The organism is Azonexus fungiphilus, from assembly GCF_003634965.1.
Classification (GTDB): domain Bacteria; phylum Pseudomonadota; class Gammaproteobacteria; order Burkholderiales; family Rhodocyclaceae; genus Azonexus; species Azonexus fungiphilus.
The window spans coordinates 142,288-168,015 of sequence record NZ_RBXP01000013.1 but is presented as its reverse complement, the minus strand read 5'-3'; the positions used below and the strand labels follow the sequence as shown (position 1 = coordinate 168,015).

Below are 25,728 nucleotides of genomic sequence, written 5' to 3'. Positions count from 1 at the left end.
CCCGTGAAGAATGTTATTCGCCACGACAGAATATCAGCGAATCAGCAAACCATGATACCCGGAACCGGGTAGTTTGTGAATTTTGATTATTTTGATATTTTCTAGCGCTGCAAACGGAAGCGCACCGGCAGCAGGGTTTCGCTCGGTGCGCCGGCCGGCAGCGTGCGCAGGCGGCGCACGGCGCGCAGCGCCGCCTCGTCGAGCAGGGCGTGGCCGCTGCCGGCCTCGACGCGGGCGGCAGCGACGTTGCCCTCGGCATCGAGCAACAGCAGGACCAGGACTTCGCCCTCGAGGCCCTGGCGGATCGCTGCCTCGGGATAGAACAGGCCGTCGCGCTGCTGTTCGGCAAATTGCTCGCGGATCGCCTGGGTCCAGGTTTTTGCCGTTTTTTTACGGTCGACCGTCGAATTCACCGGTTTTTCCGGTGTCGCGGCCGGCGCCCTGGCTTTTGCCGGCGGTTCCGGCAGCAGCAACTCGGCCTGGGCCACCGGCGCCGGCGGCGGTGTCAGGCGCGCCTGCAGCGGCGCGGCCGGCGGCCGCGGCAAGGGGCTGCGGCCGGCGAACAGGCCGGCGGCGAAGGGTAGTGCGTGGAGCAGCGCGGACAGCCCGAAGGCGACGGCGAGCGGTCGCGACATGAGAGAATGGACGCTGTTTGGTGAAGGCAAGGACGGTAATGAACGAAGCGCTCAGGAAGTTCGGTGCGGCAATGATAATCGCGATGGGCCTGGTCTGCCCGGCGCAGGCGCAATGGTGGTCGGGCGGCGAGGTTCGTCTGCCCGATCCGGTGACCTTCGTCAACCAGATGGAACTGGGCGACCTGAAGCTCGCCACGGCCTGGCTCGATGCCGGCCTGCCGCCGGATTTCATGGGCAGCCGTACCGGGACCGGCCTGATGATCGGCGCCTGGGAGGGCAACACCGCGCTGATGCGCTTGTTCATCTCGCGCGGCGCCGAGATCGACCAGGTCAACGCCAACGGCGAGTCGGCCCTGGCCCTGGCGGCCTGGCGCGGCCAGATGGAGGCGGTGCAATGGCTGGTCGAGCGTGGTGCCCGGATCAACGCCGGCGACCGCCAGTGGTCGCCGCTGCATTACGCGGTCTTCGGCGGCCACGAAGCGGTCGCCGACTACCTGATGGCGCGCGGCGCCGACATCGAGGCGCTCACCACCAACGGCTCGAGCGCCCTGATGCTGGCTGTCTACGAAGGGCGCGAGGGCTTGGCGCGCAAGCTGATCGAGAAGGGTGCCCGGCGCGACGTGCGCAACGACTGGGGCGACGGGGCGCTGGAGTGGGCGATGCGCGGCAACCGCCTGAACCTGGCGCGGATGGTCAGCAATCCCGAAGAATTCAACATCGCGGTCAGCCAGCCGAAGGAAAAATGGGGGCCGCCGCAACGCTCGCTGGCGATGAGCAAGGAACTCGAATCGCTGCTGGCGATGCGACGCACGCTCGAGGAACGCAAGATGTCCACCGAGACGATCGACCGCCGCATCGCCGCCGAACGTGTGCGCCTGGTCCGCGAGCAGGTCGACCGGCCGCCGGCGCAGCGGGCCACGACGCTCGAGGTGACGGCCAGCCGCGGCAAGCCGGCCGAGCAGTCGGTGCGGGTCCTGCGCGAGGGCGGCGAGGCGCCGGCCGGCAAGCAGTACAAGGTGCCGCCGGCGACCTATTTCGGTACGCCGAAGATGCCGCCGAAAGGGCCGGTGCGCAATTACTGAGCGATTGCCAAGGGCCGCCCCCTCGGGCAGACTGGCGGCCAACGATGATCCTGGAGTGACGGCCATGCTGTATGTTCAACGCGACGCGCAGGGGCGGATCTGCGAACTGCATCCGACCCCGGTCGGCAGCGCCGACGAGGCGCGCATGGCCGACGATCCGGAAGTCCTCCAGTTCATCCACGAACGCTGGCGGCAGAATGAACTGAGCGAGCTCGACCGGGATTTCGTCCGGGTCATCGAGGACACCATCGAACTGCTGATCGCCAAGGGCGTCATCCTGTTCACCGACCTGCCGCCGAAGGTCCAGGAAAAGCTGCTGCGGCGCAAGGAAGTCCGTCAGCTGACGGCGTTCGGCGGCCGCCTCGGCGGCGGCGACGACATCATTCCGCTGTAGAGGTCTGCATCACCGCGCGCACCAGCTCGGCCAGCGTGCGCGCGCCCATCTTGTCCATCACCCGGGCGCGGTGCGCCTCGACGGTCTTCATGCTGATCTCGAGTTCGTCGGCGATCTGCTTGTTGAGCTTGCCTTCGACGACCAGGTTCATCACTTCGCGTTCGCGCTGAGTCAGTTGCTCGAGGCGCTGGGTGATCGCGTCGGCGCGCTTGCGCCGGCTGGCGTTCTGGCAGTCCACGGCGAGCGCGCGGCGGATGCGGCCGAGCAGGTCCTCGTTGTGGAAGGGTTTCTCGATGAAGTCGCAGGCACCGCGCTGCAGCGCAGCGACCGCCATGGGCACGTCGCCGTGCCCGGTGACGAAGATCACCGGCAGCGCCGAACCGCGATCGGCGAGGTGTTCGTGCAGCTCGAGGCCGCTCATTTCAGGCATCCGCACGTCGAGCACCAGGCAGCCACGCATGCCGTCGTGGTGGGCGGCGAGGAAATGCTCGCCGGATTCGAAGCAGGCCACCGCATAGCCTTCGCCCTCGAGCAGCCATTGCATCGAGTCGCGCATCGCCTCGTCGTCGTCGACGACGTAGATCACCTGTTGTTGTTCGGCTTCACTCATCGTGTTCATCCTTGTTTTCCTGGGGGACGGTGAAATGGAAGGCGGTGCCGCCCTCGCGGCGGCGCTCGACCCACAGCCGGCCCTGGTGGAATTCTATGATGGATCGGCAGATCGGCAGGCCGATTCCCATGCCGTCCGGCTTGGTCGTGAAGAAGGGGGTGAAGATCCGGTCGAGGTCTTCGTCGGCCAGGCCGTGGCCGCGGTCGGTGACGACCACCTCGAGCGTGCGCGCGTCCTTGCTGCGCGCGCTGATGGTCAGCCGTCGCTGTTCCGGGGGCAGCCCGGTCATCGCCTCGATGCCGTTCTTGACCAGGTTGAGCAGCACCTGTTCGATCATGATGCGGTCGACGACGATGCGCGGCAGGTTTTCCGGGACGTCGACGAACAGCTGCGTGCTGTTGCGCTGCGCCTCGATGTCGGCAAAGGCGCGCGCCTCGTCGATCAGTTCGGGCAGGCCGACCGGTTGCCGGAAGGGCTCGCCCTTCTTGACCATGTCGCGCATCCGGCGAATGATCTTGCCGGCCCGTTCGGCCTGTTCCGAGGCCTTCTGCATCGCCGCCAGCAGGTCCTCGATCTGGTAGTTGCCGGCCTGCATGCGCTTGACGCAGCCGGCGCAGTAGTTGGCGATCGCCGACAGCGGCTGGTTCAGCTCGTGGGCCAGCGACGAGGCCATCTCGCCCATGGTGATCAGCCGCGAGGTCTGGTCGAGGCGCTTCTGCTGCTGCAGGTTGACCTCCTCGATGCGCTTGCGGTCGGTGATGTCGGCGGCGATCTGGACCTTGACGGTGCGTCCGTCGACCCAGCGGATGGCGCGCTCGTGCAGGTGGTACCAGTGGCCGGACAGCTGGTGGCGGATTTCGCCGTCGAACAGTTCGCAGGGCAGGTCGGCGGCCTTCAGCGATTGCGGATCGCAGTTCAGCTCGTCCGGGTCGGGGCGGCAGGCTTCGGTGATCACCGCCGAGTCGCGGCCGATCGTGTCGAAGCCGAAGATGTTCTGGAAGGCGCGGTTGGCGAACAGGATTTCGCCGCTGGCCAGATCGGCCACGTGCACCGCCGAGTCGAGGCCGTCGATCACCGTCTCGAAGCGCTCCTGGGCGCGTTCGAGTTCCTGGCGCGCCCGGCGCGGCTCGGTGATGTCGTTCATCGAGGCCATCCAGCCGATCTGGCGGCCCTGGGTGTCGATCAGCGGCGAGAAGTAGAGGCGGACGTCGAAACGTTCGCCGCTCTTGCGCATGATCCGCATCTCGAAGCCGCTGGCCGGCGCCTTGCCGGCCAGGGCCGTGTCGATGTTCCACTGCAGCCGCTCGAACTCCTCGGGCGGCCAGTAGGGATAGGGGGGGCGGATGCCGACCAGCTCGCTCTCGTCGAAACCGGTCATCCGGCAGAAGGCCGAATTGACGAAGGTGATCCGGCCGTCGAGGTCGATCGCGCGCAGGCCGGTGATCAGCGATTGCGACATCGCCTGGCGGAAGGCGTAGGCGGCGCGCAGCTGCTCCTCGGTCTCGGCCCGGCGGCGGGCGTGGCGGCGCAACTGGAGCAGCGTCACCGAGGTGATCGCGGTGAGGACGACGATCAGCAGCGTCGGCAGTACCGTCAGCCAGACATTGCTGCCACGGTAGGCGACGATCTCGAGGCCGAGGCGGTTGTTCGGCAGGTTCAGCGTGATCCGCCCGGAAATCTGCCGGTCGCTCGGCTTGACCGAGGTGTTGCTGTATACCAGCCGCTGCTGCGGATCGATCACGGCGAGGCTGTAGCGGGTCGTGAATGCCGTCGGCAGCGACGCGCGCAGCAGGGTTTCCAGCGACTGCAGGGCGACGAAGGCGCCGATGTCGGCGCTGCCGCGGCGGACCGGGACGATGATGTCGTGCAGCGGCTTGAGGTCGTGGTCGGGGTAGTCGCCGGAGACCACCTCGCGACGGATGCGCAGCGCCTCCTGCAGCGCCGTCCAGCGGACGCCGGCGAGCCGTTCGCCGACGAAGGTGGCGGTCGACTCGTTGGGGGCGACCCATTCGACGTAGCCCTCGGTGTCGACCCAGATGATCGCCTGGATCTCCGGGTTTTCGCTGACGTACTTGCTGGCCTTGACCTGGAAGGTCTCGTAGTCGAGCTGCATGAACTCCTGCTCGCGGCCGAGCTCGCCGAGGAAGTCGAGGTGGTTGAAGAGGCGGTTCTCGAGCGTCCGCTCGGCCCAGTGCATGTCGCCCTCGAGGGCCGATTTCGCGGTGTCGTGCTCGCGCCACTGGAGCAGGCCGGTGATCACCAGCATGGCCAGTGCGAAGATGCCGACGGCCAGATAGGGCGCGTTCCACAACCAGGGCTGGCGCGGCGTCGGGGCAAGAAGCGTGGGGAACATGACGGGATTCTTGGCCCCCGGCCGCGGATCGGCCATTGGTAGTTACCCTTACTTGACCAGCCAGCCGGCGATGGCTGGCAGCAGCAGCGCGGTGAGCAGGCCGTTGAGGCCCATCGCCAGCGCCGCGAAGGCACCGGTCTGCTCACTCACCTGGAAGGCGCGGGCGGTGCCGATGCCGTGGGCGGCGACGCCGAGCGCGAAGCCGCGCACCGCCGGATCGTGTACCCGCGCCAGCGACAGCACCTTGCCGCCGGCAATGGCGCCGAGCACGCCGGTGCAGATGACGAGGACGGCGGTCAACGAGGGCAGGCCGCCGATGCGCTCGGCGATGCCCATGGCGATCGGCGTGGTCACCGATTTCGGTGCCAGCGACGCCTGCGTCGCCGGGCTGGCGTCGAGCAGGCGGGCGATCAGCACTGCCGAGGCGATCGCCGTCGCGCTGCCGGCGAGCAGGCCGGCGGAAATCGGCAACAGCAGGCTGCGCACCCGGCGGAACTGCGTGTACAGCGGCACGGCCAGCGCCACCGTGGCCGGACCGAGGAGGAAATGCACGAACTGGGCGCCGGCAAAGTAGGTTTCGTAGGATGTTGCGGTCAACTGCAGTAAACCGACCAAAATGGCCACCGCGACGAGCACCGGGTTGGCCAGCGGATGGGCGCCGCTGCGCTGGTACAGCGCATGCGCCGCCTGGTAGGCGAGCAGGGTCACGGTCAGGCCGAGCAGCGGCGACGCCGACAGATAGACCCAGATCTCGCCGAACGGCTGCGTGCTCATGCGTCGCCGCCACCGAAACGGCGGCACCACTGCATCGTCCATGCGGTCACCAGCAAGGTCGCCAGCGTGCTCAGGACCAGTGCCAGCAGCAGCGCCAGCCATTCGTCGCCGACCCGCGCCAGGTGCAGGACGATGCCGGTGCCGGCCGGGACGAAAAGCAGCGAGAGGTGGCCGAGCAGCGTCTGGCTGGTCGTCTTCAGTTCGTCGCCGGGGCCGCCGCGGGCGAGCAGCAGGCAGAAGAGCAGCAGCATGCCGGCGACCGGGCCGGGCACCGGCAGTTGCAGCCAGCGCACGCAAACTTCGCCGGCGAGCTGGCAGAGCAGCAGGGTGGTGAGGGCGGCGAGCATGGCGGTCCTTGATGGCAAACAGGAACGCCAGTTTATTTTCGCCTTTTCCTTTTGTTAATGCGCTGAAAAGGCGAATGATCTTTTACTTCAGATCATCAATAGTCTTCGTTGTTCGACCACATCTCCGGCGTGAACCGGATCACCCGGTTGCGCCCGGTTTCCTTGGCCTGGTACAGCGCGATGTCGGCGAACTTGACCGCCTGCCAGAAAGTCGAGCTGTCGCCGGGGAAGTCGGCGATGCCGATCGAGATAGTTTTCTTGAGCACGGTCGAACCGATCTGGATCTTCAGTGCCTCGACCTCGGTGCGGATCTTCTCGGCGATGACGCAGGCCTGCTCGGCGGTACTGTCGAGCAGCACGATCAGGAACTCCTCGCCGCCGTAGCGGATGACCAGGTCGGAGGCGCGCACCGATTGCTTGAGGACGGTGGACAGCGCCTTGATCACCGCATCGCCGGCGTCGTGGCCGTAGGTGTCGTTGACCATCTTGAAGTAGTCGAGGTCGAGCATCAGCACCGCCGCATGGGCGCGCTTGCGCTGGACGCCGGCGACCAGCGTCTCGACGTATTCCTCGAGGAAGCGGCGGTTGTTCAGCCCGGTCATCGGGTCGCGCAGCGTCGAGTCGCGCAGGCTTTCCATCAGCCGCTTGGTCTCGAGCACCGGGGCCGTTTCGCGCAGGTAGACCTGGAGCAGCGGCGCGCATTCGTGCAGCTTGTTTTCCTCGTCCGGCGTGCACACGATCTGGACGATGCTGCCGACGGCGCCCGACTGGATGATCGGGAAACAGACATGGCGGCGCTCGCCGGCTTCGGCCGGCGGCTGGAAGGCGTAGCAGATGCCGGGGTTGTCGATGCTGTCGACGACGTGGCCGGTGCGGCGGACCCGGCAGGCTTCCGGGCGGACCAGGATTTCCGGGTCGCACCAGCGGCAGCCGTCGGCGGCTTCGCCGTCGACGATGATGCTCTTCATCTGTTTCTTGTTGCTGGCGATCTCGTAGAGCGAGAACTCGCCCCGGCCGAACTCCTGCTGCAGCGTCGTGGACAGGCGCTGGTAGATTTCCGACTTGGTTTCGTCTTCCTCGATCGCCTGCTTGAAGTGCGAGGCCTTGGACAGCCCGTCGACCATGTCGATAGTCGCCGTCAGCAGGTTCTCGCCTGGCGTCGCCGGGCGTTCGGTGAGGCGGGCGACGCTCATGCCGATGCGGTTGAGGCCGTTGTCGAGGAAGCGCAGCAGGCGGTTCATGTCGTTGGCGATCTGGCCGATCTCGTCGTTGGTCTGCTGCTCGACGTGGGCCTTGAAGTCGCCGTCGAGGGCGCGCTGGACGGCGTGCTCGACCGCCGTCGCGGTTTCCGAGATCGGGCGCAGCAGGCGGCGCAGCAGCAGCACCAGCAGCAGCGCGAACAGCGCCACCGCGCCGGTGATCCCGGCGACCGTCCACAAGGCCTTGTCGCGCAGGCCGTCGATCGACATGGTCATGGTCACCGCGCCGAGCACGCTGCCCTCGCTGACCTGGTGGCATTGCAGGCAGTTCGGCGTGCCGTGCGAGGTGGCGATGTAGGGAATGGTGCCGCGGAACATCGTCTCGCCGTCTTCCTCGAAAATCTCGAAGGTGGCGCGGCCGCCGGCCATCACCTGGCGCTCGATGGCGTCCGGGCGGCTTTCCATGTTCAGGCCCTGGCCGAACTGGCGCTCGAGTTCCGGCGAGCGGACGACGCGCGCCGAGCGCAGCCCCTGGACCTCGAGCATGCGCTTGAGGAAGCTCTCGCGGCGGTCGATGACGCCGTTGATCATCGATTCGGTGAGGTGGACGCGGACGACCTCGCCGGCGGTGCGGATGTGCTCGGTCGCCGAGGCGATCGAGAAACTGCGGAAGGCGTAGAGGCTGATCGCGACCAGCACCGCCATCAGCGTCACGGCGATGGCGATGAAGAACAGGGTGACCTTGGTGTTGAGATTCACGATGACCTTGCGGCAACAGGGTTACGGAAGTGCGTCATTATGTCCGAGGGGTAGGGGCTGACAAAGGTCATAGGAGAAATCCGAGGATCAATCTGCGCTTTTGTTGATCAAGGTCAATAATTTGGCGTCTTTTCTGCGGCGTGTTTGGCGAATCTGCGGTCAAAAAAAACGCCGGGCTGCCCCGGCGTTTTTGCGTGTTTTGCGCGGTCGACCGTCAGACTCAGGCCATTGCCTCGTACAGCGGCAGGGTCAGGAACTCCGGGTAATCCGGGGTCAGCGACATGCGGTCGAAGATCTCTGCGGCCTGGTCGTAGGTCGCGGTGGCTTCGCCCTGGGCGGTGACGGTGGCCTTCACCTTGGCCAGTTCCTCGGCGATCATCGGGCGGACCATCTCGACAGTGACCTTGCGGCCGTCGTCGAGGATGCCCTTCGGCGACACCACCCACTGCCAGACTTGCGAGCGGGAGATTTCGGCGGTGGCGGCGTCTTCCATAAGGTTGTGGATGGGCACGCAGCCGTTGCCGGCCAGCCAGGAACCGAGGTAGTGGATGCCGACGTTGATGTTGTTGCGCAGGCCGGCTTCGGTGATCGGGGTGGTCGGCTGGAAGTCGAGCCACTGGGCCGGGCCGAAGTTGCCGGAGACCTGCTTCTCGAACTGGTTCGGGCGGTCGCCGAGGACCTTGACGAACTCTTCCATGGCGATCGGCACCAGGCCCGGGTGGGCCACCCAGCCGCCGTCGAAGCCGTCGTTGGCGTCGCGGGTCTTGTCGTGGCGGATGCCGGCCAGGGCCTTTTCGTTGGCCACCGGGTCGTTCTTGATCGGGATCAGGGCCGACATGCCGCCCATCGCCGGGGCGCCGCGCTTGTGGCAGGCCTGGACGAGGGCCAGGGCATAGCCGCGCATGAAGGGCACTTCCATGGTGATGGCAGAGCGCTGGGCCAGGCAGAAGTCCTTGTTCTTCTTGAACTTCTTGATGCAGGAGAAGATGTAGTCCCAGCGACCGGCGTTGAGGCCGGCGGAGTGGTTGCGCAGTTCGTACAGGATTTCTTCCATCTCGAAGGTGGCGAGGATGGTTTCGACCAGCACGGTGGCCTTGATCGTGCCTTGCGGCAGGCCGACGTGGTCCTGGGCCATGACGAAGATGTCGTTCCACAGGCGGGCTTCGAGGTGGCTTTCCATCTTCGGCAGGTAGTAGAACGGGCCGGCGCCGCGGGCGATCTGTTCCTTGGCGTTGTGGAAGAAGACCAGTGCGAAGTCGAAAATGCCGCCGGAAACGCGTTGACCGTCAACCAGCACGTGCTTTTCGTCGAGGTGCCAGCCGCGCGGACGGATCTGCAGGGTGGCGATCTTGTCGTTGAGCTTGTATTCCTTGCCGGCTTCGTTCTTGAACGACAGTTCGCGGCGGATCGCCTTGTACAGGTTCACCTGGCCCTGGATCTGGTTTTCCCAGTTCGGGCTGTTGGAATCCTCGAAGTCGGTCATGTAGGAGTCGGCGCCGGAGTTGAAGGCGTTGATGATCATCTTGGCCTCGACCGGGCCGGTGATTTCAACGCGACGGCATTGCAGCGCGGCCGGCACCGGCGCGACCTTCCAGTCGCCGTTGCGGATGTGCGCGGTTTCCGGCAGGAAGTCCGGCATTTCGCCGGCGTCGATGCGGGCCTGGCGCTCGACGCGGGCCTTGAGCAGTTCCTGGCGGCGGGCCTCGAAGGCGCGGTGCAGCTTGGCGACGAATTCGAGCGCTTCGGTGCTGAGGATGGATTCCCATTCGGGCTTGATCGGGGCGGTGATTTGCACGCCGGCGGGCAGGTTGAGGCTCATGCTGTCTCCTGGAAGGTTGAGGGTTGACTGGAAAATGGTCAGCCGCGCAGTCCGCCGACCCAGGCGAGCAGGTCGGTCAGTTCGCGGCCGCTGGCATGCGGGGTGGCGTCGAGGACTTCCGCTGGCTGGTCGTTGCGGTTCACCCAGAAGGTGGTGAAGCCGAACCAGGTCGCGGCGCAGGCGTCCCAGGCGTTGGCCGAGACGAAGAGGATTTCGGTTTTGGGCAACTGGAAGGCGTCGACCGCCAACTGGTAGACCTCGGGCGCCGTCTTGAATTTGTGCACACTGTCGGCCGACAGGATGTGCGCGAACAGGTGGCCCATGTCGTTGTACTTGACCGCGATGTCGAGCATCGCGTGCGTGCCGTTGGACAGGATGGCCAGCGGCAGGCCCATCGCCCGCAGCGCTTCCAGCGTCGCGATGTTCTCGGGGAAGGGGCGCAGGCAGGCGTACTGGTTCATCAGGTGCTGGCGCTGGCTGTCGCTCATCGGCAAGGCCAGTGTCCGGGTGGCGTAGACCAGCGCGTCGCGGGTGACGTCCCAGAAGGTCTTGAACTGGCCGCTCATCGTCCGGATGCGCGTGTATTCGACCTGCTTCGCCCGCCACAACTGCGTCAGCGGCCGTCCCTGGCCGGGAAAATATTCCTCGGCCAGCGCTTCCATGCAGTAGACGTCGAACAGGGTCGCATAAGCGTCGAATGCGATCGCCTTGATCGGCGGGACGGTTTCCTGATTGATCATGGTCATGGAGTTTATTGTTACCAATAAGATAAGATAAGCGGCAAAACGGGCGTTTATTCTTTTACTTGAAGTAAAGAATCAATGGATACTTTCAAGCAGATTTCAGCCTTTGTAAACGTTGCCACGCGCGGCAGCCTGTCGGCCGCCGCCCGCATCGAAGGGGTCACGCCGGCGATCATCGGGCGCCGCCTCGATGCGCTGGAGGGGCGTCTCGGCGTCAAGCTGCTGATCCGGACGACGCGCAAGCTGACGCTGACCTTCGAAGGCCAGGCCTTTCTCGAGGATTGCCAGAAGGTGCTCAACGACCTGGCCAATGCCGAAGCCGCGGTATCGCTCGGCGGCGTGCAGGCGAGCGGCTACCTGAAGGTATCGGCGCCGGCCGGCTTCGGCCGCCAGCACGTGGCGCCGCTGGTTGGCGAATTCATGGGCGCCAACCCGGAGGTGCGGGTCAATCTCAATCTTTCCGATCGCCTGGTCGACCTGATCAACGAGAACATCGACTGCGCCATCCGCATCGGCGAGCTGACCGACTCCAGCCTGGTCAGCGTCCGCCTTGGCGAGATGCGCCGCATGGTCGTCGCCAGCCCGGCCTACCTGGTGGCCCACGGGGTGCCGCGGACGCCGGCCGATCTCGCCGCTCACAATTGCCTGTCGCTCGGCCAGCAGCGCGGCTGGGTGTTCCGCGATCCGGCCAGCGGCGAGGTGCAGACGCTGAAAGTCGGCGGCAATTTTGAATGCAACGACGGTGCGGTGCTGCATGAATGGGCGCTGGCCGGGCGTGGGCTGGCCTGGCGCTCGCTGTGGGAGGTCGGCGGCGACCTGCGCGAAGGCCGGCTGACCTCGGTCCTCGATGCCTGGCAGGCTCCGCCGATGGGCATCTACGCGGTATTCCCGCAACGTCGCCACCTGCCGCTGCGGGTCCGCCTGTTCATCGATCTGCTCAAGGACCACTACGGTCGGCCGAGCTACTGGGAACGGCGGTGAAAAACGCATGAAAAAACCGGTTTACCGTGCACTTGGCATCTGCTCGGTGGCACTCGGGCTGATCGGTGTCGTCCTGCCGCTGCTGCCGACGACGCCCTTCCTGATCCTTGCCGCCTATTTCTTTGCCCGCTCTCACCCGGAATGGGAGGCCCGCCTGCTCGCCCACCCGACCGCCGGCCCGGCGATTCGCGCCTGGCGCGAGCGTGGGGCGATTCCACTGCTCGGCAAGCGCCTGGCCACGCTGATGCTGGCGAGCAGCGCGCTGTTCGGCTGGTACGCGCTGCCCGGCGACTGGCGCTATCTGCCGGGAGCGATCGGGATGATCACGCTGTTGTGGATGTGGTCGCGGCCGTCGAGCTGATTTCCGCCGCCGGCGTCAGCGTCAGGCAGCTGCCGTCGGGCCAGACGACCGCATCGCGGCCTTGCTGCTTGGCCGCGTACATGCGCAGGTCGGCGCGCTGGATCAGGTTTTCCCAGCTGCCGGCCGCCGGCTCGGCACTGCTTGCGACACCGATCGAGGCGGTCAGCGGCTGGCCGTCCGGGCGTTCGCCGAGCCCGCCCTGGCGCAGGCGCTGGAGCAGCGCCGGCACTTTTTCCACCGGGGTGTCCGGCAGTGCCGCAACGAACTCCTCGCCGCCCCAGCGGATCAGGATGTCGCTGCGGCGCAGGCCGGCACGGACACTGTCGGCCAGCTGGCGCAGGCAGCGGTCGCCGGCCTCGTGGCCGTAGCGATCGTTGATGCTCTTGAAGCGGTCGAGGTCGAAGAAGGCCAGCGTCAGCGACTTGCCGCTCATGTGGTTGAGCCGGAACAGCAGCTTCAGCGCTTCCTCTCCCGATTGCCGGGTGTAGGCCCCGGTCAGCGGGTCGTGCATGGCGCGTACGACGAGCGTCGCCATGTAGTGGCACTGGCTCATCCCGGAGAACATCGCGACGCCGAGCATCATCACCATGAACCAGAGCGTGCCGCCGTACTGGGCCAGGGTCAGCGGCTGCTCGATCAGCAGTGCGCTGCCGAGGCCGAGGCCGATCACCGGTAGCGCGAAGAGCAGGGCTTCCAGTGCGGTCAGCGGAAAGATCGCCAGGCCGCCGAGGACGACGGTTGGCAGGTAGGCGTAGAGCTGGGCCACCAGTTGCTGGGCGTGGGTGGTGCTGGCACGGGCGAGCAGGTCGGCGGAGAGCAGGTGGAACAGCGACGGAACCAGCAGCAGCAGGAGCAGGGCAGCCAGCGCCTGGGTGTAGGGTCGGGTCAGCGACGCTTCGCGCGGCCAGGCGAGCGCAGCGAAGATGGCGGCCGAGAGCAGGCGCAGGCCGATCAGCTGGAAAGCCGTGTCGAGGTCGAAGACGATCAGATCGACGATGGCGCACAGCGGCACCAGGATCGCGAACAGCCCGGCGATCAGCTGGACCCGGGCCATGATCACCGAGGCCGCGTGGCGCCGCAGTTCGGCGCTGCGGCCGGCCGGGGTCAGCATGTCGACGATCTGGCCGCCGCTCAGTTGCGAGGGGGCGAGGATGTTGTCGCAGATCTTGCGCCAGAGACTGTGCACCGGTTTCTTTCCTGTCAGCGTAGGTCGCGCATTATCGCTGGCAGCGACGTCAGCGGATATTGATCTTTGTCGGTTGACATGAAAAAACCGCACCGGTTCGGGTGCGGTTTTTGCGGCGCCAGGTGGCTTCAGGCGGTCTGGGCGGCCTGGGCCTTGCGCAGGACTTCGTAGAGTTCGTCCTTGAGCGCCAGCTTTTCCTTCTTCAGCACTTCGATTTCAACCGGGGTACCCGGTTCGACGTGGCTTTCCATGTTCTTGATCTTCTGGTCGAGCTCGTTGTGCTTGTCGAACAGGTTCAGGAAGTGACGGTCCGTGGTCTTCAATTGGGTGATCAGGTCACGGTATTCGGGAAACATGATGCTCTCCTGTGTTGGTGTTATCGGGTCGACTCCATTCTACGCCCGCCGTGGAAAAGCGGCGCCACCCGGCCATGAAAAAGCCCGCCCCTCGTGAGGGCGGGCCTTTAAGAGTGCCGCGGATGTTGCGGCAATCGTAAGCGGTCGCTTAGTGGAACTGTTCTTCTTCGGTCGAGCCGGTGAGGGCCTTGACCGAGGAGGAGCCGCCCTGGATGACGGTGGTCACTTCGTCGAAGTAGCCGGTACCGACTTCCTGCTGGTGCGACACGAAGGTGTAGCCTTGTTCGCGAGCGGCGAATTCCGGCTCCTGAACCATTTCCACGTAGTGCTTCATGCCTTCGCCGCGAGCGTAGGCGTGGGCGAACTTGAACGTGTTGTACCAATTGACGTGGATGCCGGCCAGCGTGATGAACTGGTACTTGTAGCCCAGCGCCGACAGTTCTTCCTGGAAGGAGGCGATCTGCGAGTCGTTGAGGTTCTTCTTCCAGTTGAAGGACGGCGAGCAGTTGTAGGACAGCAGCTTGCCCGGGCAGGCGGCCTGAACGGCCTGGGCGAATTCGCGGGCGAAGCCGATGTCGGGCACGCCGGTTTCGCACCAGACGAGGTCAGCGTACGGGGCGTAGGCAACGCCGCGGGAGATCGACTGCTCGAGGCCGTTACGGACGCGGTAGAAGCCTTCCTGGGTGCGCTCGCCGGTCAGGAACGGCTTGTCGTTCTCGTCGTAGTCGGAGGTGATCAGGTTGGCGGCTTCGGCATCGGTACGGGCCAGGATCAGCGTCGGAACGCCCATGACGTCAGCGGCGAAACGCGCGGAGATCAGCTTTTCGACGGCTTCGCGGGTCGGCACCAGGACCTTGCCGCCCATGTGGCCGCACTTCTTGGCGGCAGCCAGCTGGTCTTCGAAGTGCACACCGGCGGCGCCGGCGGCGATCATGTTCTTCATCAGTTCGAAGGCGTTGAGCACGCCGCCGAAACCGGCTTCCGCGTCGGCGACGATCGGCAGGAAGTAGTCGATGAATTCCTTGTCGCCCGGATTGACGCCACGCGACCACTGGATTTCGTCAGCGCGCTTGAAGGTGTTGTTGATGCGGCGAACCATGGTCGGCACGGAGTCGTAGGCGTACAGCGACTGGTCCGGGTACATGGTTTCCGAGGTGTTGCCGTCGGCGGCGACTTGCCAGCCCGACAGATACACGGCTTCCAGGCCGGCCTTGGCCTGTTGCATGGCTTGACCGGCGGTGATCGCGCCGAAAGCATTCACGTAGCCCTTCTTGGCGCCGCCGTTGACCTTTTCCCAGAGAACCTTGGCACCGCGCTGGGCCAGGGTGTATTCCGGCTGCAGGGAGCCGCGCAGACGGACGACGTCGGCAGCGGTATAGCCGCGCTTGACGTTCTTCCAACGGGGGTTTTCGGCCCAGTCCTTTTCCAGGGCGGCGATTTGCTGTTCGCGAGTGCTCATGTCTGTTCCTTAAAAGTTGGGTTGGGTAATCAGCTTGTTGCGCCGAAACGTTTGGCGTTGGGCGATGTCGGAAAGTATAGAGAGAATCGTGCACGGCAGCAACACTCTTATATAAGACATAAGACAAAATGTTTTTCAATGAAAACATTGTTTTATACGCTTTGTTTCACGATGTAAAACGCGATTCGCGTCCGTGAAATGCAGTGCAGCATTTTTCGCCGGTGGATTTCTTGATCTGACCCCTTGACCTGCCGGAGTAACGCGGTTTGAATCCGACAAATTTAAAAAATTCGGGTGGATAGTATGGAATTCATCAAGCGGCTCTACGACTGGAACGAGCGGACCTTCTGGAACTCGCTGACCAAGAAGCTGATGAGCTTCCTGCTGCTGTTCTTCATCGATCTCGGCTACCTCGCCATCTACGTGCACCAGAAGCGGATGATCGCCGACGAACTGGCGCGGGCCGGCAGTTCGCCCGAACTGCTGCAGCGCATTGGCGACAGCCTCGACCACGGCCTGACGCTGATGATCGTGCTGACCGTGCTTGCCTTGTGCTGGAACGTGCTGCAGATCCTCTACATCCGTTACCTGATCCTGCGCCCGGTGCGCATGATCGCCACCATCTTCGACGAGATCGGCCGCGGTGAGGGCGACTTCTCGCGCAACCTGCCGACCATCACCCACGACGAACTGCGCTCGCTGGCCGAGGCCTACAACCGCTTCGCCGACAAGATGCGCGAGATCATCAGCGAAGTCCGCAAGATGAGCGTCAATATCGCCCGCGAGGCCGTCGTCGTCAGGCGTTCGGTCGGCGCCACGGCGCAGCGTGCCGACCAGCAGGGCGAGATCGCCAACTCGGTGTTTGCCGCGAGCAGCGAGGCGGTGCAGGCGATCCAGGAGGTGTCGTCGTCGACCGAGATGATCTCGCATTCCACCGACAGCAACCTGGCGACCGCGCGCAACTCGCTGGGCGAAATGCAGGAGATCGTGGCCAAGGTCCAGTTGGTCAGCGACAAGCTGCACCGCTTCAACGATACCGTCGGCCACCTCGCCGAGCGTTCCGACAGCATCCGGCAGATCGCCGGCCTGATCAAGGACATCGCCGACCAGACCAATCTGCTCGCGCTCAACGCGGCGATCGAGGCGGCGCGCGCCGGCGAGATGGGGCGCGGCTTCGCCGTCGTCGCCGACGAAGTGCGCAAGCTGGCCGAGCGGGTCAACGTGGCGACCCAGGAAATCACCGTCAACATCGGCGGCATGATCGACCTGGTCCGCGACACCCAGCGCGAGAACGAGGTCATCAACGCCGACATCCGCCAGACGCGCGCGGTGGTCGAGCGCTCGTCCGGCGAATTCCAGCAGATGGTCGGCAACTTCGAGCGGACCGGCGACCAGTTGAACCAGATTGCGACGGCGATGGAGGAACTGACGGCGACCAACGCCCAGGTGCACGATTCGGTCCGTCAGGTGCATGAACTGTCGGTCGAAGTCGCCGGCAGCATGCAGGATTCCGGGCAGACCACCGAGATGCTGAGCAAGGCCACCGAGAGCGTCCAGGAACTGGTCTCGCGCTTCAAGATCGGCCGCGGTGCCTTCGACGAGAACGTCGACAAGGCCCGCCTGTTCCGCGATCAGATTCAGGACAAGCTGGCGGCGCTGGCGGCTAGCGGCGTCGATATCTGGGACCAGAACTACCGGCCGCAGCCGAATACCAGCCCGCAGAAGTACGAGGTGAGCTACTGCGCCGCTTTCGAGCAGCAGGTCCAGCCGATCTTCGAAAGTGCGCTCGCCAGCCTGCGCGGCGGCGTCTATGCGCTGATCGTGGACAACCGCGGCTACGGCGCGATCCACAACCAGAAGTACTCGCGGCCGCTGACCGGCAACTACCAGGCCGACCTGGTCGGCAACCGCACGCGACGCATCTGGGACGACGTCACCGGCCAGCGCGGCGCGAAGAACACCCAGCCCTTGCTGGTCCAGACCTACGCTCGCGATACCGGCGAGATCCTCTCCGAGATCAACATGCCGGTGATCGTCGGCGGCCGCCACTGGGGGACCGTCCGCGTCGGCTGCGAGAGCGCGGTGCTGCTCGAGATCTGAGGGCGTTCACGGTCGACCGGCAGAAATCGGCAAAAACCGGGGCGCGCCCCGGTTTTTCATTTCAGCACAGCGGCCGGCTGGCGACCAGTACGCCGTCCTCGTCGGCGTAAAGCCATTCGCCGGGCGCGAAGCTGACGCCGCCGAAACTCAGCTTCAGGTTGCGCTCGCCGACGCCTTTCTTGACGGTCTTCTGCGGGTGCGTATCGAGCGCCCGCACACCGATGTCGATGCCGTTGATGTCGGCCGAGTCGCGGATGCAGCCATAGACGACGACGCCCTCCCAGCCATTCTTGTGGGCGAGGATCGCCAGCTGGTCGCCGACCAGCGCGCAGCGCAGCGAACCGCCGCCGTCGATGACCAGGACCTTGCCGTGGCCGGGCTCGTTGAAGATTTCGCGGACCAGCGTGTTGTCCTCGAAGATCTTGAGCGTGACGATCTCGCCGGCGAAGGCGGCGCGGCCACCGTAGCGCTTGAACATCGGCGCGACGACGCGCACCGCGCTGCCCAGTTCGGCTTCGTACTGGTCGCAGAGGTCAGGGGTCTTGAACTGCATGGGGATGTCTCCGGAATGAAAAAAGCCGTGCAATCTTGCACGGCTTTGCGTTGGGCAGGCAATCCTCAGACGACGACTTCGGCTTTTTCTTCCTCGAAGTCGAGGCGGATTTTTCCGTCCCCGTCGAGGTCGACCGTGACCTTGCCGCCACTGGCCAGGCGTCCGAACAGCAACTCGTCGGCCAGCGCCGAGCGGATCGTGTCCTGGATCAGCCGGGCCATCGGCCGCGCGCCCATGAGCGGATCGAAACCCTTGGCGGCGAGCATTTCCTTGACCGCGTCGCTGAAGTGCGCCTCGACCTTCTTCTCGTGCAGCTGTTCTTCGAGCTGCATCAGGAACTTGTCGACGACGCGCAGGATGATCTCGTGGTCGAGCGGGCGGAAGGAAATTGTGGCGTCGAGCCGGTTGCGGAACTCGGGCGTGAACAGCCGCTTGATCTCGGCCATCTCGTCGCCGGCTTCCTTGCTCGCGGTGAAGCCCATCGACGACTTCTGCAGGTCGGCGGCGCCGGCGTTGGTGGTCATGATGATGACGACGTTGCGGAAGTCGGCCTTGCGGCCGTTGTTGTCGGTCAGCGTGCCGTGGTCCATGACCTGGAGCAGGATGTTGAAGATGTCCGGGTGCGCCTTCTCGATTTCGTCGAGGAGCAGCACGCAGTAGGGCTTCTTGGTGATCGCTTCGGTCAGCAGGCCGCCCTGGTCGAAGCCGACGTAGCCCGGGGGGGCGCCGATCAGCCGGGAGACGGCGTGGCGTTCCATGTACTCGGACATGTCGAAGCGCTGCAGTTCGACACCCAGGCAGTAGGCCAGCTGCTTGGCAACCTCGGTCTTGCCGACGCCGGTCGGGCCGGAGAAGAGGAAGGAGCCGATCGGCTTGCCCGGATTGCCGAGACCGGAGCGGGCCATCTTGATCGCCTTGGCCAGCGCGTCGATGGCCTTGTCCTGGCCGAAGACGGTGGCCTTCAGGTCGCGGTCGAGGTTCTTCAGCGCGCCGCGGTCGTCCATCGAGACATGCTGCGACGGAATGCGGGCGATCTTGGCGACGATTTCCTCGATGTCGGTCTTGCCGATCGTCTTCTTCTGCTTCGACTTGGGCAGGATGCGCTGGGCCGCGCCAGCCTCGTCGATGACGTCGATCGCCTTGTCCGGCAGGTGGCGGTCGGTGATGTAGCGCGACGACAATTCGACTGCCGACGAAATCGCCGTGGTCGAGTACTTGATCCCGTGGTGCGCCTCGAAGCGCGCCTTCAGGCCCTTGAGGATCTCGATCGTTTCGGCGACCGAGGGCTCATTGACGTCGATCTTCTGGAAACGCCGCGACAGCGCGCTGTCCTTCTCGAAGATGCCGCGGAACTCGGTGTAGGTGGTGGCGCCAATGCACTTCAGCTGGCCCGACGAGAGCGCCGGCTTCAACAGGTTGGAGGCGTCGAGCGTGCCGCCCGAGGCCGAGCCGGCCCCGATCAGCGTGTGGATCTCGTCGATGAACAGGATCGCGTTCGGGTTGTCCTGCAGCGCCTTGAGGACGCCCTTCAGGCGCTGTTCGAAATCGCCGCGGTACTTGGTGCCGGCGAGCAGCGAACCCATGTCCAGCGAATAGACGTTGGCCTGCGCCAGGATCTCCGGGACGTCACCCTCGACCACCTTGCGCGCCAGGCCTTCGGCGATCGCCGTCTTGCCGACGCCGGCCTCGCCGACCAGCAGCGGGTTGTTCTTGCGCCGGCGGCAGAGGGTCTGGATGACCCGCTCGAGCTCCTTGTCGCGGCCGATCAGCGGGTCGATCTTGCCCTGCAGCGCGAGCGCGTTGAGGTTGATCGTGTATTGCTCGAGCGGACCGGCCTCGGCCTTCTCGCCTTCGGTCTCGACCTCGCCCTCCGGTGTCGCCTTCTGCTGTTGCGGTACCTTGCTGATGCCGTGCGAGATGTAATTGACCACGTCGAGCCGGGTGACGCCCTGCTTCTGCAGGAAGTACACGGCGTGCGAGTCCTTCTCGCCGTAGATCGCGATCAGCACGTTGGCGCCGTTGACCTCCTTCTTGCCGGACGACTGCACGTGCAGGATGGCGCGCTGGATGACGCGCTGGAAACCGAGCGTCGGCTGGGTGTCGATGTCGTCCTCGCCGGCGACCGTCGGCGTGTGTTCGTTGATGAAGTTGTTGAGGTCCTTGCGCAGGACATCCGGTTTGGCGCCGCAGGCGCGCAGTGCGTCGGCCGCCGACGGATTGTCGATCAGCGCGAGCAGGAGGTGTTCGACGGTGATGAACTCGTGGCGCTTCTGGCGCGCCTCGACGAAGGCCATGTGCAGGCTGACTTCGAGTTCCTGGGCAATCATCAGTTTTCCTCCATGATGCAGGCGAGCGGGTGTTGATGTTGGCGGGCGTATGCCGAGACTTGTTCCACCTTGGTCGCTGCGATGTCTCGCGGGAAAACCCCGCAGGTGCCGCGACCGTCGTTGTGAACTTTGAGCATGATTCGCGTCGCTTGTTCAGTGTCCAACGAAAAAAAACGCTGCAGAACGGTGATGACGAAATCCATCGGCGTGTAATCGTCGTTCAGCAACACCACCTTGTACATCCGCGGCGGCTGCAGCCTGCTTCGCAGGGCCTCCAGTTGTCCGCCTTCCTGAATCTTCGTAGCCATGCGTTCGATTCTATACAGTCCGTCCCAATCTGCAACCACGCTAGCTTCTGCCGGTGGCCGCATTCCTGCACCAGACCAAGCAATTCCCTTGCCCGTGGATTGCTGCGCTGCGGCATTCAAATTTGTTGACGGAAAAATTCAACTGGCGTAAAAAACGGCTGTGTTTGGATTCACGCTGCATCACGGGTACCACGCGTGCCGGGTCGTTGAGCTCAAACAGGGAGTCGGGGAGACCCGGAAATTCGTTAGCTTTTTGTAGGAAAGTAGCAAACATGGCAATCGGTACTGTCAAGTGGTTCAATGATTCCAAGGGCTTCGGTTTCATCACGCCCGATGATGGCAGCGAAGACCTCTTCGCGCATTTCTCCGCCATCAACATGAATGGCTTCAAGACCCTGAAGGAAGGCGAAAAGGTTTCCTTCGAAGTGGTGCAAGGCCCGAAGGGCAAGCAAGCTTCCAACATCCAGCGCGCCTGATCCGCGGATAGCCGGAAAGCAAAAAGCCCGTCGTTTCGACGGGCTTTTTTTCGTTGACCGTGCGCGCTGTCAGGCGACCGTTATCTCGTCCTGGCGCTGGGCGCCGGTGTTGTCGGTCCAATGCACCGACAGCTTGTCGCCGACCTTGACGTTGCGCGCCTTGAACGCGAACAGCGGATTCTTCGAGACCGAGGTGTTCAACTGGCCGTCGATCAGCGGCTGGCCGTTGAGGCGGACGGCAAAGGTCTGGATGAAATGCACGGCCACGGCCTTGCCGCCTTCGTCGCGGCGTTGCCCGGTTTCCATCGGGTGCTGCATGAGTACGCGGATGTCGGCGATGTCGCCCTGGATTTGTACGCGGATTCGACTGGCTTCGCTCATTTCAACCTCCACAGCCACCGAGGGTGACCTTGATTTCGCGGAATGCGACATGCGTCCGGCCATCGGCACCACGGGCGATGGCGCGGACGCGGGTGGTCTCGGCCAGCTTCAGCTGGATCCGCGCGTAGGGCAGGGCGTTGCCGGAAAAGCTGATCTCGGCGCACAGGGGCATCGGGTTCTTGTCGGCGAGAAGCAGCAGGCTGCGCGTGTTGGCCAGGTTGCTGAGGATGTCGACCTCAACCTTGGCACCGTTCTCGGCGATTTCCGGGGCGCTGATGACGATGTCGCGGGTCTCGGTGCTGCCGGCGATGTTCAGATGCTTGAGCGCGTCGGCCGAGCTGCGCGCGGCGAAGGCCTCGCGTTTCCAGGCGTCGGCGGCGAAGACCCGGCCGGGGGCGAGCAGGCCGCTGGCGAGCAGCGGCAGCAGGAGGCCGGCGGATGCGCCGCCGCGCAGGAGGTGTCTGCGGAGTTCGTTCATGGTGGTCCCTGTCAGTTGCCTTGCCAGTGTCCCGACTTGCCGCCCAGTTTCTCGATCAGGCGGACGTTGTCGATGCGCATGCCGCGATCGACGGCCTTGCACATGTCGTAGATGGTGAGCAGGCCGACCGAAGCGGCGGTCAGCGCTTCCATCTCGATACCGGTACGGCCGTGGCATTCGGCGGTCACCGTGCAATGGACGGCGCTGGCGGCGTCGTCGATGGTGAATTCGGCGGCGACCCGGGTCAGTGCCAGCGGATGGCAGAGCGGGATCAGCTCGCCGGTGCGCTTGGCGGCCTGGATCGCGGCGATGCGGGCGATGCCGAGGACGTCGCCTTTCTTCGCCGAACCGTCGCGGATCAGGGCCAGGGTGGCCGGCTGCATCGTGATGCTGCCGGCGGCACGGGCCAGGCGGGCGGTTTCGGGCTTGCTGCCGACGTCGACCATGTGGGCCTGGCCGGCGCTGTCGAAATGGGTCAGGGGGGAATCGGTCACGGTGGCTTACGGTTGGTTACGAAGTGCCCGGCAGTCGGCCGGGAAGGCTGCGCTATCATAGCATCCATGCTTCTGACCCGACGCCTCCCCGCTTTCCTGCTGGCCGCGCTGCTGGCGGTTCCGCCTGCCGGCGCGCAGAACCTGCCGGAACTCGGCGAGGTCTCGAGCGACGATCTTTCGGTGCTGACGGAGAAACGCATCGGCCAGCAGATCATGCAGGAAATCCGCCTGCGCGAAGCCAGCTATCTCGACGACTACGACGTCGAAGCCTATCTCAACCAGCTCGGCGGCCGGCTTGCCGGCTTCAGCCAGGATCCCGGCTTCGGCTTCGAGTTCTTCGCGATCAACGATCCGAGCATCAACGCCTTTGCCATGCCGGGCGGCTACATCGGCGTCCATACCGGCCTGTTGCTGGCGGCCCAGAGCGAATCCGAACTCGCCGGCGTGCTCGCCCACGAGCTGTCGCACGTGACCCAGCGCCACATCGCCCGCCAGTTGTTCCAGTCGAAGCGGATCGGCATCGCCTCGATGGTCGCGATGGGGCTCGGCCTGCTGGCTGCCCGGTCGAACTCGCAGGCGGCCAGCGCCGCGATCGCCACCGCCCAGGCCGGCGCGATTTCGGCGCAGCTTGCCTATTCGCGCGATTTCGAGCGCGAATCCGACCGCCTCGGTTTCGAGATGCTCGGCAAGGCCGGCTTCGACGAGCGCGGCATGGCCCTGTTCTTCGAGCGCCTGCGCCAGTCGGTGCGGCTCTACGAGAACAACGCCACCGCCTACCTGCGCACCCACCCGCTGACCACCGAGCGGCTTTCCGACATGCAGAACCGCGAGCAGGGGCTGGGTTACCGGCAGGTGCCGGACAGTCTCGAGTTCCATCTGGTCCGGGCGCGTCTGCGGGCGATGCAGGGGCGGCCGGCCGATGCGGTCAAGGAGATGGCGGCGCAGCTTGCCGAGCGCAAGTTCGCGGCCGAGGCGGCGGCGCGCTACGGCCTGGCCTATGCGTATTTCCGGGCGCGCGACTGGCCGGCGGCGCAGCGCGAGATCGACGCCGCACGCGGGCTCGGCCAGCCGGCGGCGATGCTCGAGCGGCTGGCGGCCGACGTCCGCGTCGCCCAGGGCAAGGCCGACGAAGGCCTGCGCCTGTACCGCGAGGCGATTGCCCGTTACCCGCTGAACAAGGCGCTGGTGCATGGCTATGCCGATGCCTTGCTGGAAAGCCGCCGTTTCCGCGAGGCGCTGCGTTTTGTCGACCAGCAGCTGGCAAGCAGCGCCACCGACATCCGCCTGCATCGCCAGCGCGGCGCTGCCTATGCCGGTCTGGGCCGGCAGGCGATGCAGCACCGTGCGCTGGCCGAGGTTTTCGCGCTGCAGGGGCAGACCGCCGGCGCCATCGAGCAGCTGGAGATTGCCCGCCGTGCCGGCGATGCCGATTTCTACGAAATGTCGTCGATCGACGCCCGCATGCGTGAGCTGAAGCTGCAGCGCCTCGAGGAACTCAAGGAAAAACGCAATTGAGGGTAAAATCGCCGGCTCGACCTCACTCTTGAACGACCATGGAATTTCACCGCGAACTCGACGTAAAGGGGCTGAACTGCCCGCTGCCCATCCTGCGCACCAAGAAGACCCTGGCCGAGATGGAATCCGGGCAGGTGCTGCGCGTGCTGGCGACCGATCCCGGCTCGCTCAAGGATTTTCCCGCCTTCGCCAAGCAGACCGGCAACGAACTGCTTGAGCAGCGCGAGGAAGAGCGCGTCTTCGAGTATTTCCTGAAGCGCAAATAAGCACCGGATTCACCGCGTTTTTCGAAGATCGGCGGGCGCCTGCGGGCGAACCCGCCGCTTGGCATTTCGCCGGCCATTTTTCGCTGCTGACGGCCGTCGACCGTGACAGCCTCGACGCGGCGCTGGCCGAACTGGAGCGGCTGCCGGCGTGGACCGTCGTCGCGCTCGATTACGAACTCGGCTACCTGCTCGAGCCGCGCTCGGCGCCGCCGGGCTGGCAGCCGGACGGGCGGCCGCTGGCGCGTTTCTGGCGTTTCCGTGAATGCCGGCAGCTCGACGGTGCTGCCGCCGAGGCCTGGCTGGCCGACCAGGCGCCGGGCTTGCCGGCCGGCGTCGGCGGCTGGCGCGAGACGCTCGACGCGGCGGCCTACCATGTTGCGGTCGACCGCATCCAGTCGCTGATTGCCGCCGGTGACTGCTACCAGGTGAATTTCACCTTCCCGGTCGATTTCGACTGGTTCGGCACCCCCATCGATCTCTACGCCCGGCTGCGCCAGCGGCAGCCGGTGCGCTACGGCGGCTTCGTCGGCGACGCCGGCGCCGGCATCGTCTCGTTGTCGCCCGAGCTGTTCGTCGAGCGCCGCGGCGACCGCCTGCGGACCCGGCCGATGAAGGGCACCGCGCCGCTGGCCGAGCCGCCGCAGGCGCTGCGCGATTCGGTCAAGGATCGTGCCGAGAACCTGATGATCGTCGATCTCCTGCGCAACGACCTCGGCCGCGTCGCCGCCGGCGGCAGCGTCCGCGTCGATCGCCTGTTCGACATCGAGGATTACCCGACGGTGCGCCAGATGGTCTCCGAGATCTCGGCCGAGGTTCCCGGCCGGCGCTTCGCCGAAATCCTGGCGGCGCTGTTTCCCTGTGGTTCGATCACCGGCGCGCCGAAGATCCGCGCCATGCAGATCATCGGAGAGCTGGAGCCGGCGGCGCGCGGCATCTATACCGGCGCCTTCGGCTGGCTGGCGCCGGACGGCGATTTCCGCCTCAACGTCGCCATCCGCACGCTCGCGCTCGAGGCCGGCGGGCGCGGCCGCATGGGCGTCGGCAGCGGCATCGTCGCCGATTCGCAGGCGGCCGCCGAATGGGCCGAATGCCGGCTCAAGAGCGGTTTCCTGCGCGGCTGCGAGCCCGGCCTGCGGCTGATCGAGACGCTGCGCCGCGAAGGCGGCATCTATCCGATGTGGGCCGGTCACCTGGCGCGCCTGCGCCGGTCGGCCGAGTGGTTCGGTTTTGCCCTCGACGAGCAGGCGCTCTGCCGCGAGCTGGCCGGCCAGCCGGCTGGCGGTGCCTGGCGGGTGCGGCTGACGCTCGGGCGCGACGGCGATCTCGAAGTCGCTTCCTTCCCGCTCGAGGCGACGCCGCCGACGCGCCAGCAGGCGCTGCTGGCGGCAACCCGGATCGCTGCCGATGATCCGCTGCGCCGCCACAAGACGACGGCCCGGGCCGACTACGACGCGGCCCTGCGCGATCTGCCGGCGGGCTGTTTCGACGTGATCTTCCTCAACCAGCGCGGCGAGGTGGCCGAAGGCGCGCGCAGCAACGTCTTTGTCGAGCGCGACGGCGTCCTGTTGACGCCGCCGGTGAGCAGCGGTGCCTTGCCCGGCGTGCTGCGCGCCAGCTTGCTGGCGAGCGGCCGGGCGCGCGAGGCGGTGTTGTCGCCGGCCGATCTGGCCGATGGCTTCTGGCTGGGCAACGCGCTGCGCGGCCTGGTTCCCGTCGACTTGCGGCCGGACGGCGAAATTTAGGCGAATCTGACGGTCGACCGTCAAATCCGG

General features: G+C 65.5%; 26 protein-coding genes. 9 read left to right on the top strand and 17 right to left on the bottom strand.

The window, feature by feature from the left end; all coding sequences use genetic code 11:
- Positions 1 to 101: 101 nt before the first annotated feature.
- On the bottom strand, positions 102 to 635 hold the full coding sequence (locus tag DFR40_RS06300; RefSeq protein ID WP_121457638.1) for a TonB family protein: 534 nt from the start codon (positions 633 to 635) through the stop codon (positions 102 to 104).
- A 38-nt stretch (positions 636 to 673) separates the two neighbouring features.
- On the opposite strand from DFR40_RS06300, the gene DFR40_RS06295 reads away from it, so the two are divergent.
- Together DFR40_RS06295 and DFR40_RS06290 are read left to right on the top strand one after the other, a co-directional pair.
- Positions 674 to 1,717 carry an ankyrin repeat domain-containing protein gene (locus DFR40_RS06295; protein ID WP_121457637.1) on the top strand — a complete coding sequence of 348 codons (1,044 nt, stop codon included), beginning with the start codon at positions 674 to 676 and terminating at the stop codon, positions 1,715 to 1,717.
- 64 nt (positions 1,718 to 1,781) lie between these two features.
- Positions 1,782 to 2,111 carry a hypothetical protein gene (locus DFR40_RS06290; RefSeq protein ID WP_121457636.1) on the top strand — a complete coding sequence of 110 codons (330 nt, stop codon included), beginning with the start codon at positions 1,782 to 1,784 and terminating at the stop codon, positions 2,109 to 2,111.
- On the opposite strand, the gene DFR40_RS06285 is transcribed toward DFR40_RS06290, so the two are convergent.
- From DFR40_RS06285 to DFR40_RS06255, 7 genes are all read right to left on the bottom strand, one after another.
- Positions 2,098 to 2,721 carry a response regulator transcription factor gene (locus tag DFR40_RS06285; RefSeq protein WP_121457635.1) on the bottom strand — a complete coding sequence of 208 codons (624 nt, stop codon included), beginning with the start codon at positions 2,719 to 2,721 and terminating at the stop codon, positions 2,098 to 2,100. The genes DFR40_RS06290 and DFR40_RS06285 overlap by 14 nt on opposite strands.
- Positions 2,714 to 5,074: a PAS domain S-box protein gene (locus DFR40_RS06280; RefSeq protein ID WP_121457887.1), complete on the bottom strand. Its 2,361-nt coding sequence runs from the start codon at positions 5,072 to 5,074 to the stop codon at positions 2,714 to 2,716. Before DFR40_RS06280 ends, DFR40_RS06285 begins: the two co-directional genes overlap by 8 nt.
- Positions 5,075 to 5,122: 48 nt before the next feature.
- Entirely contained in the window at positions 5,123 to 5,848 is a 726-nt protein-coding gene (locus DFR40_RS06275; RefSeq protein ID WP_121457634.1) for an LrgB family protein, read from the bottom strand.
- Entirely contained in the window at positions 5,845 to 6,195 is a 351-nt protein-coding gene (locus DFR40_RS06270; RefSeq protein ID WP_121457633.1) for a CidA/LrgA family protein, read from the bottom strand. The genes DFR40_RS06275 and DFR40_RS06270 overlap by 4 nt, the downstream gene beginning before the upstream one ends.
- A 95-nt stretch (positions 6,196 to 6,290) precedes the next feature.
- On the bottom strand, positions 6,291 to 8,153 hold the full coding sequence (locus tag DFR40_RS06265) for a sensor domain-containing diguanylate cyclase (RefSeq protein WP_121457632.1): 1,863 nt from the start codon (positions 8,151 to 8,153) through the stop codon (positions 6,291 to 6,293).
- A 220-nt stretch (positions 8,154 to 8,373) separates the two neighbouring features.
- Positions 8,374 to 9,972 carry a malate synthase A gene (gene aceB, locus DFR40_RS06260; protein ID WP_121457631.1) on the bottom strand — a complete coding sequence of 533 codons (1,599 nt, stop codon included), beginning with the start codon at positions 9,970 to 9,972 and terminating at the stop codon, positions 8,374 to 8,376.
- A gap of 38 nt (positions 9,973 to 10,010) precedes the next feature.
- Positions 10,011 to 10,718 (bottom strand): haloacid dehalogenase type II, encoded by a 708-nt coding sequence (locus DFR40_RS06255; protein WP_245985618.1) that lies wholly within the window; start codon positions 10,716 to 10,718, stop codon positions 10,011 to 10,013.
- A 75-nt stretch (positions 10,719 to 10,793) separates the two neighbouring features.
- Here DFR40_RS06255 and DFR40_RS06250 point away from each other — a divergent pair, with 75 nt between their 5' ends.
- Both DFR40_RS06250 and DFR40_RS06245 read left to right on the top strand, forming a co-directional pair.
- Positions 10,794 to 11,696, top strand: a complete 903-nt coding sequence (locus DFR40_RS06250; RefSeq protein WP_121457630.1) for a LysR family transcriptional regulator — start codon at positions 10,794 to 10,796, stop codon at positions 11,694 to 11,696.
- Positions 11,697 to 11,703: 7 nt separating this feature from the next.
- Positions 11,704 to 12,057 carry a YbaN family protein gene (locus tag DFR40_RS06245; RefSeq protein ID WP_121457629.1) on the top strand — a complete coding sequence of 118 codons (354 nt, stop codon included), beginning with the start codon at positions 11,704 to 11,706 and terminating at the stop codon, positions 12,055 to 12,057.
- Here DFR40_RS06245 and DFR40_RS06240 read toward each other — a convergent pair.
- From DFR40_RS06240 to aceA, 3 genes are all read right to left on the bottom strand, one after another.
- Positions 12,020 to 13,243, bottom strand: coding sequence for a GGDEF domain-containing protein (locus DFR40_RS06240; RefSeq protein ID WP_121457628.1), 1,224 nt, complete (start codon positions 13,241 to 13,243; stop codon positions 12,020 to 12,022). The genes DFR40_RS06245 and DFR40_RS06240 overlap by 38 nt on opposite strands.
- Positions 13,244 to 13,371: 128 nt before the next feature.
- Positions 13,372 to 13,599, bottom strand: a complete 228-nt coding sequence (locus DFR40_RS06235) for an HP1242/YdcH family protein (protein ID WP_121457627.1) — start codon at positions 13,597 to 13,599, stop codon at positions 13,372 to 13,374.
- Positions 13,600 to 13,747: 148 nt separating this feature from the next.
- Complete coding sequence (gene aceA / locus DFR40_RS06230; RefSeq protein WP_121457626.1) at positions 13,748 to 15,058, bottom strand: isocitrate lyase; 1,311 nt, start codon at positions 15,056 to 15,058, stop codon at positions 13,748 to 13,750.
- A gap of 303 nt (positions 15,059 to 15,361) precedes the next feature.
- Here aceA and DFR40_RS06225 point away from each other — a divergent pair, with 303 nt between their 5' ends.
- On the top strand, positions 15,362 to 17,158 hold the full coding sequence (locus DFR40_RS06225; RefSeq protein WP_121457625.1) for a methyl-accepting chemotaxis protein: 1,797 nt from the start codon (positions 15,362 to 15,364) through the stop codon (positions 17,156 to 17,158).
- 61 nt (positions 17,159 to 17,219) lie between these two features.
- Here DFR40_RS06225 and rraA read toward each other — a convergent pair whose 3' ends face one another.
- The 3 genes from rraA to clpS form a co-directional block, all read right to left on the bottom strand.
- Positions 17,220 to 17,711: a ribonuclease E activity regulator RraA gene (gene rraA / locus DFR40_RS06220; RefSeq protein ID WP_121457624.1), complete on the bottom strand. Its 492-nt coding sequence runs from the start codon at positions 17,709 to 17,711 to the stop codon at positions 17,220 to 17,222.
- A gap of 65 nt (positions 17,712 to 17,776) precedes the next feature.
- Complete coding sequence (clpA, locus tag DFR40_RS06215) at positions 17,777 to 20,038, bottom strand: ATP-dependent Clp protease ATP-binding subunit ClpA (protein WP_121457623.1); 2,262 nt, start codon at positions 20,036 to 20,038, stop codon at positions 17,777 to 17,779.
- Positions 20,038 to 20,346, bottom strand: coding sequence for an ATP-dependent Clp protease adapter ClpS (gene clpS / locus DFR40_RS06210; RefSeq protein ID WP_121457622.1), 309 nt, complete (start codon positions 20,344 to 20,346; stop codon positions 20,038 to 20,040). The genes clpA and clpS overlap by 1 nt, the downstream gene beginning before the upstream one ends.
- Positions 20,347 to 20,618: 272 nt before the next feature.
- Between clpS and DFR40_RS06205 the strand changes: the two genes are divergently transcribed.
- Entirely contained in the window at positions 20,619 to 20,822 is a 204-nt protein-coding gene (locus tag DFR40_RS06205; protein ID WP_028994647.1) for a cold-shock protein, read from the top strand.
- Positions 20,823 to 20,891: 69 nt separating this feature from the next.
- Here DFR40_RS06205 and soxZ read toward each other — a convergent pair whose 3' ends face one another.
- The 3 genes from soxZ to moaC are packed head-to-tail and all read right to left on the bottom strand — an operon-like array spanning position 20,892 to position 22,175.
- On the bottom strand, positions 20,892 to 21,203 hold the full coding sequence (soxZ, locus tag DFR40_RS06200) for a thiosulfate oxidation carrier complex protein SoxZ (RefSeq protein WP_121457621.1): 312 nt from the start codon (positions 21,201 to 21,203) through the stop codon (positions 20,892 to 20,894).
- Position 21,204: 1 nt separating this feature from the next.
- Positions 21,205 to 21,681 carry a thiosulfate oxidation carrier protein SoxY gene (soxY, locus tag DFR40_RS06195; protein ID WP_121457620.1) on the bottom strand — a complete coding sequence of 159 codons (477 nt, stop codon included), beginning with the start codon at positions 21,679 to 21,681 and terminating at the stop codon, positions 21,205 to 21,207.
- An 11-nt stretch (positions 21,682 to 21,692) separates the two neighbouring features.
- Positions 21,693 to 22,175: a cyclic pyranopterin monophosphate synthase MoaC gene (gene moaC, locus DFR40_RS06190; RefSeq protein WP_121457619.1), complete on the bottom strand. Its 483-nt coding sequence runs from the start codon at positions 22,173 to 22,175 to the stop codon at positions 21,693 to 21,695.
- 66 nt (positions 22,176 to 22,241) lie between these two features.
- Here moaC and DFR40_RS06185 point away from each other — a divergent pair, with 66 nt between their 5' ends.
- The 3 genes from DFR40_RS06185 to pabB are packed head-to-tail and all read left to right on the top strand — an operon-like array spanning position 22,242 to position 25,698.
- The gene (locus DFR40_RS06185; RefSeq protein WP_121457618.1) at positions 22,242 to 23,690 is read left to right on the top strand and encodes a beta-barrel assembly-enhancing protease; all 1,449 of its coding nucleotides are present in this window, start codon (positions 22,242 to 22,244) and stop codon (positions 23,688 to 23,690) included.
- Positions 23,691 to 23,728: 38 nt separating this feature from the next.
- Entirely contained in the window at positions 23,729 to 23,956 is a 228-nt protein-coding gene (locus tag DFR40_RS06180; protein WP_121457617.1) for a sulfurtransferase TusA family protein, read from the top strand.
- The gene (gene pabB / locus DFR40_RS17355; RefSeq protein ID WP_342767610.1) at positions 23,953 to 25,698 is read left to right on the top strand and encodes an aminodeoxychorismate synthase component I; all 1,746 of its coding nucleotides are present in this window, start codon (positions 23,953 to 23,955) and stop codon (positions 25,696 to 25,698) included. Before DFR40_RS06180 ends, pabB begins: the two co-directional genes overlap by 4 nt.
- The last annotated feature ends 30 nt before the right edge of the window (positions 25,699 to 25,728 follow it).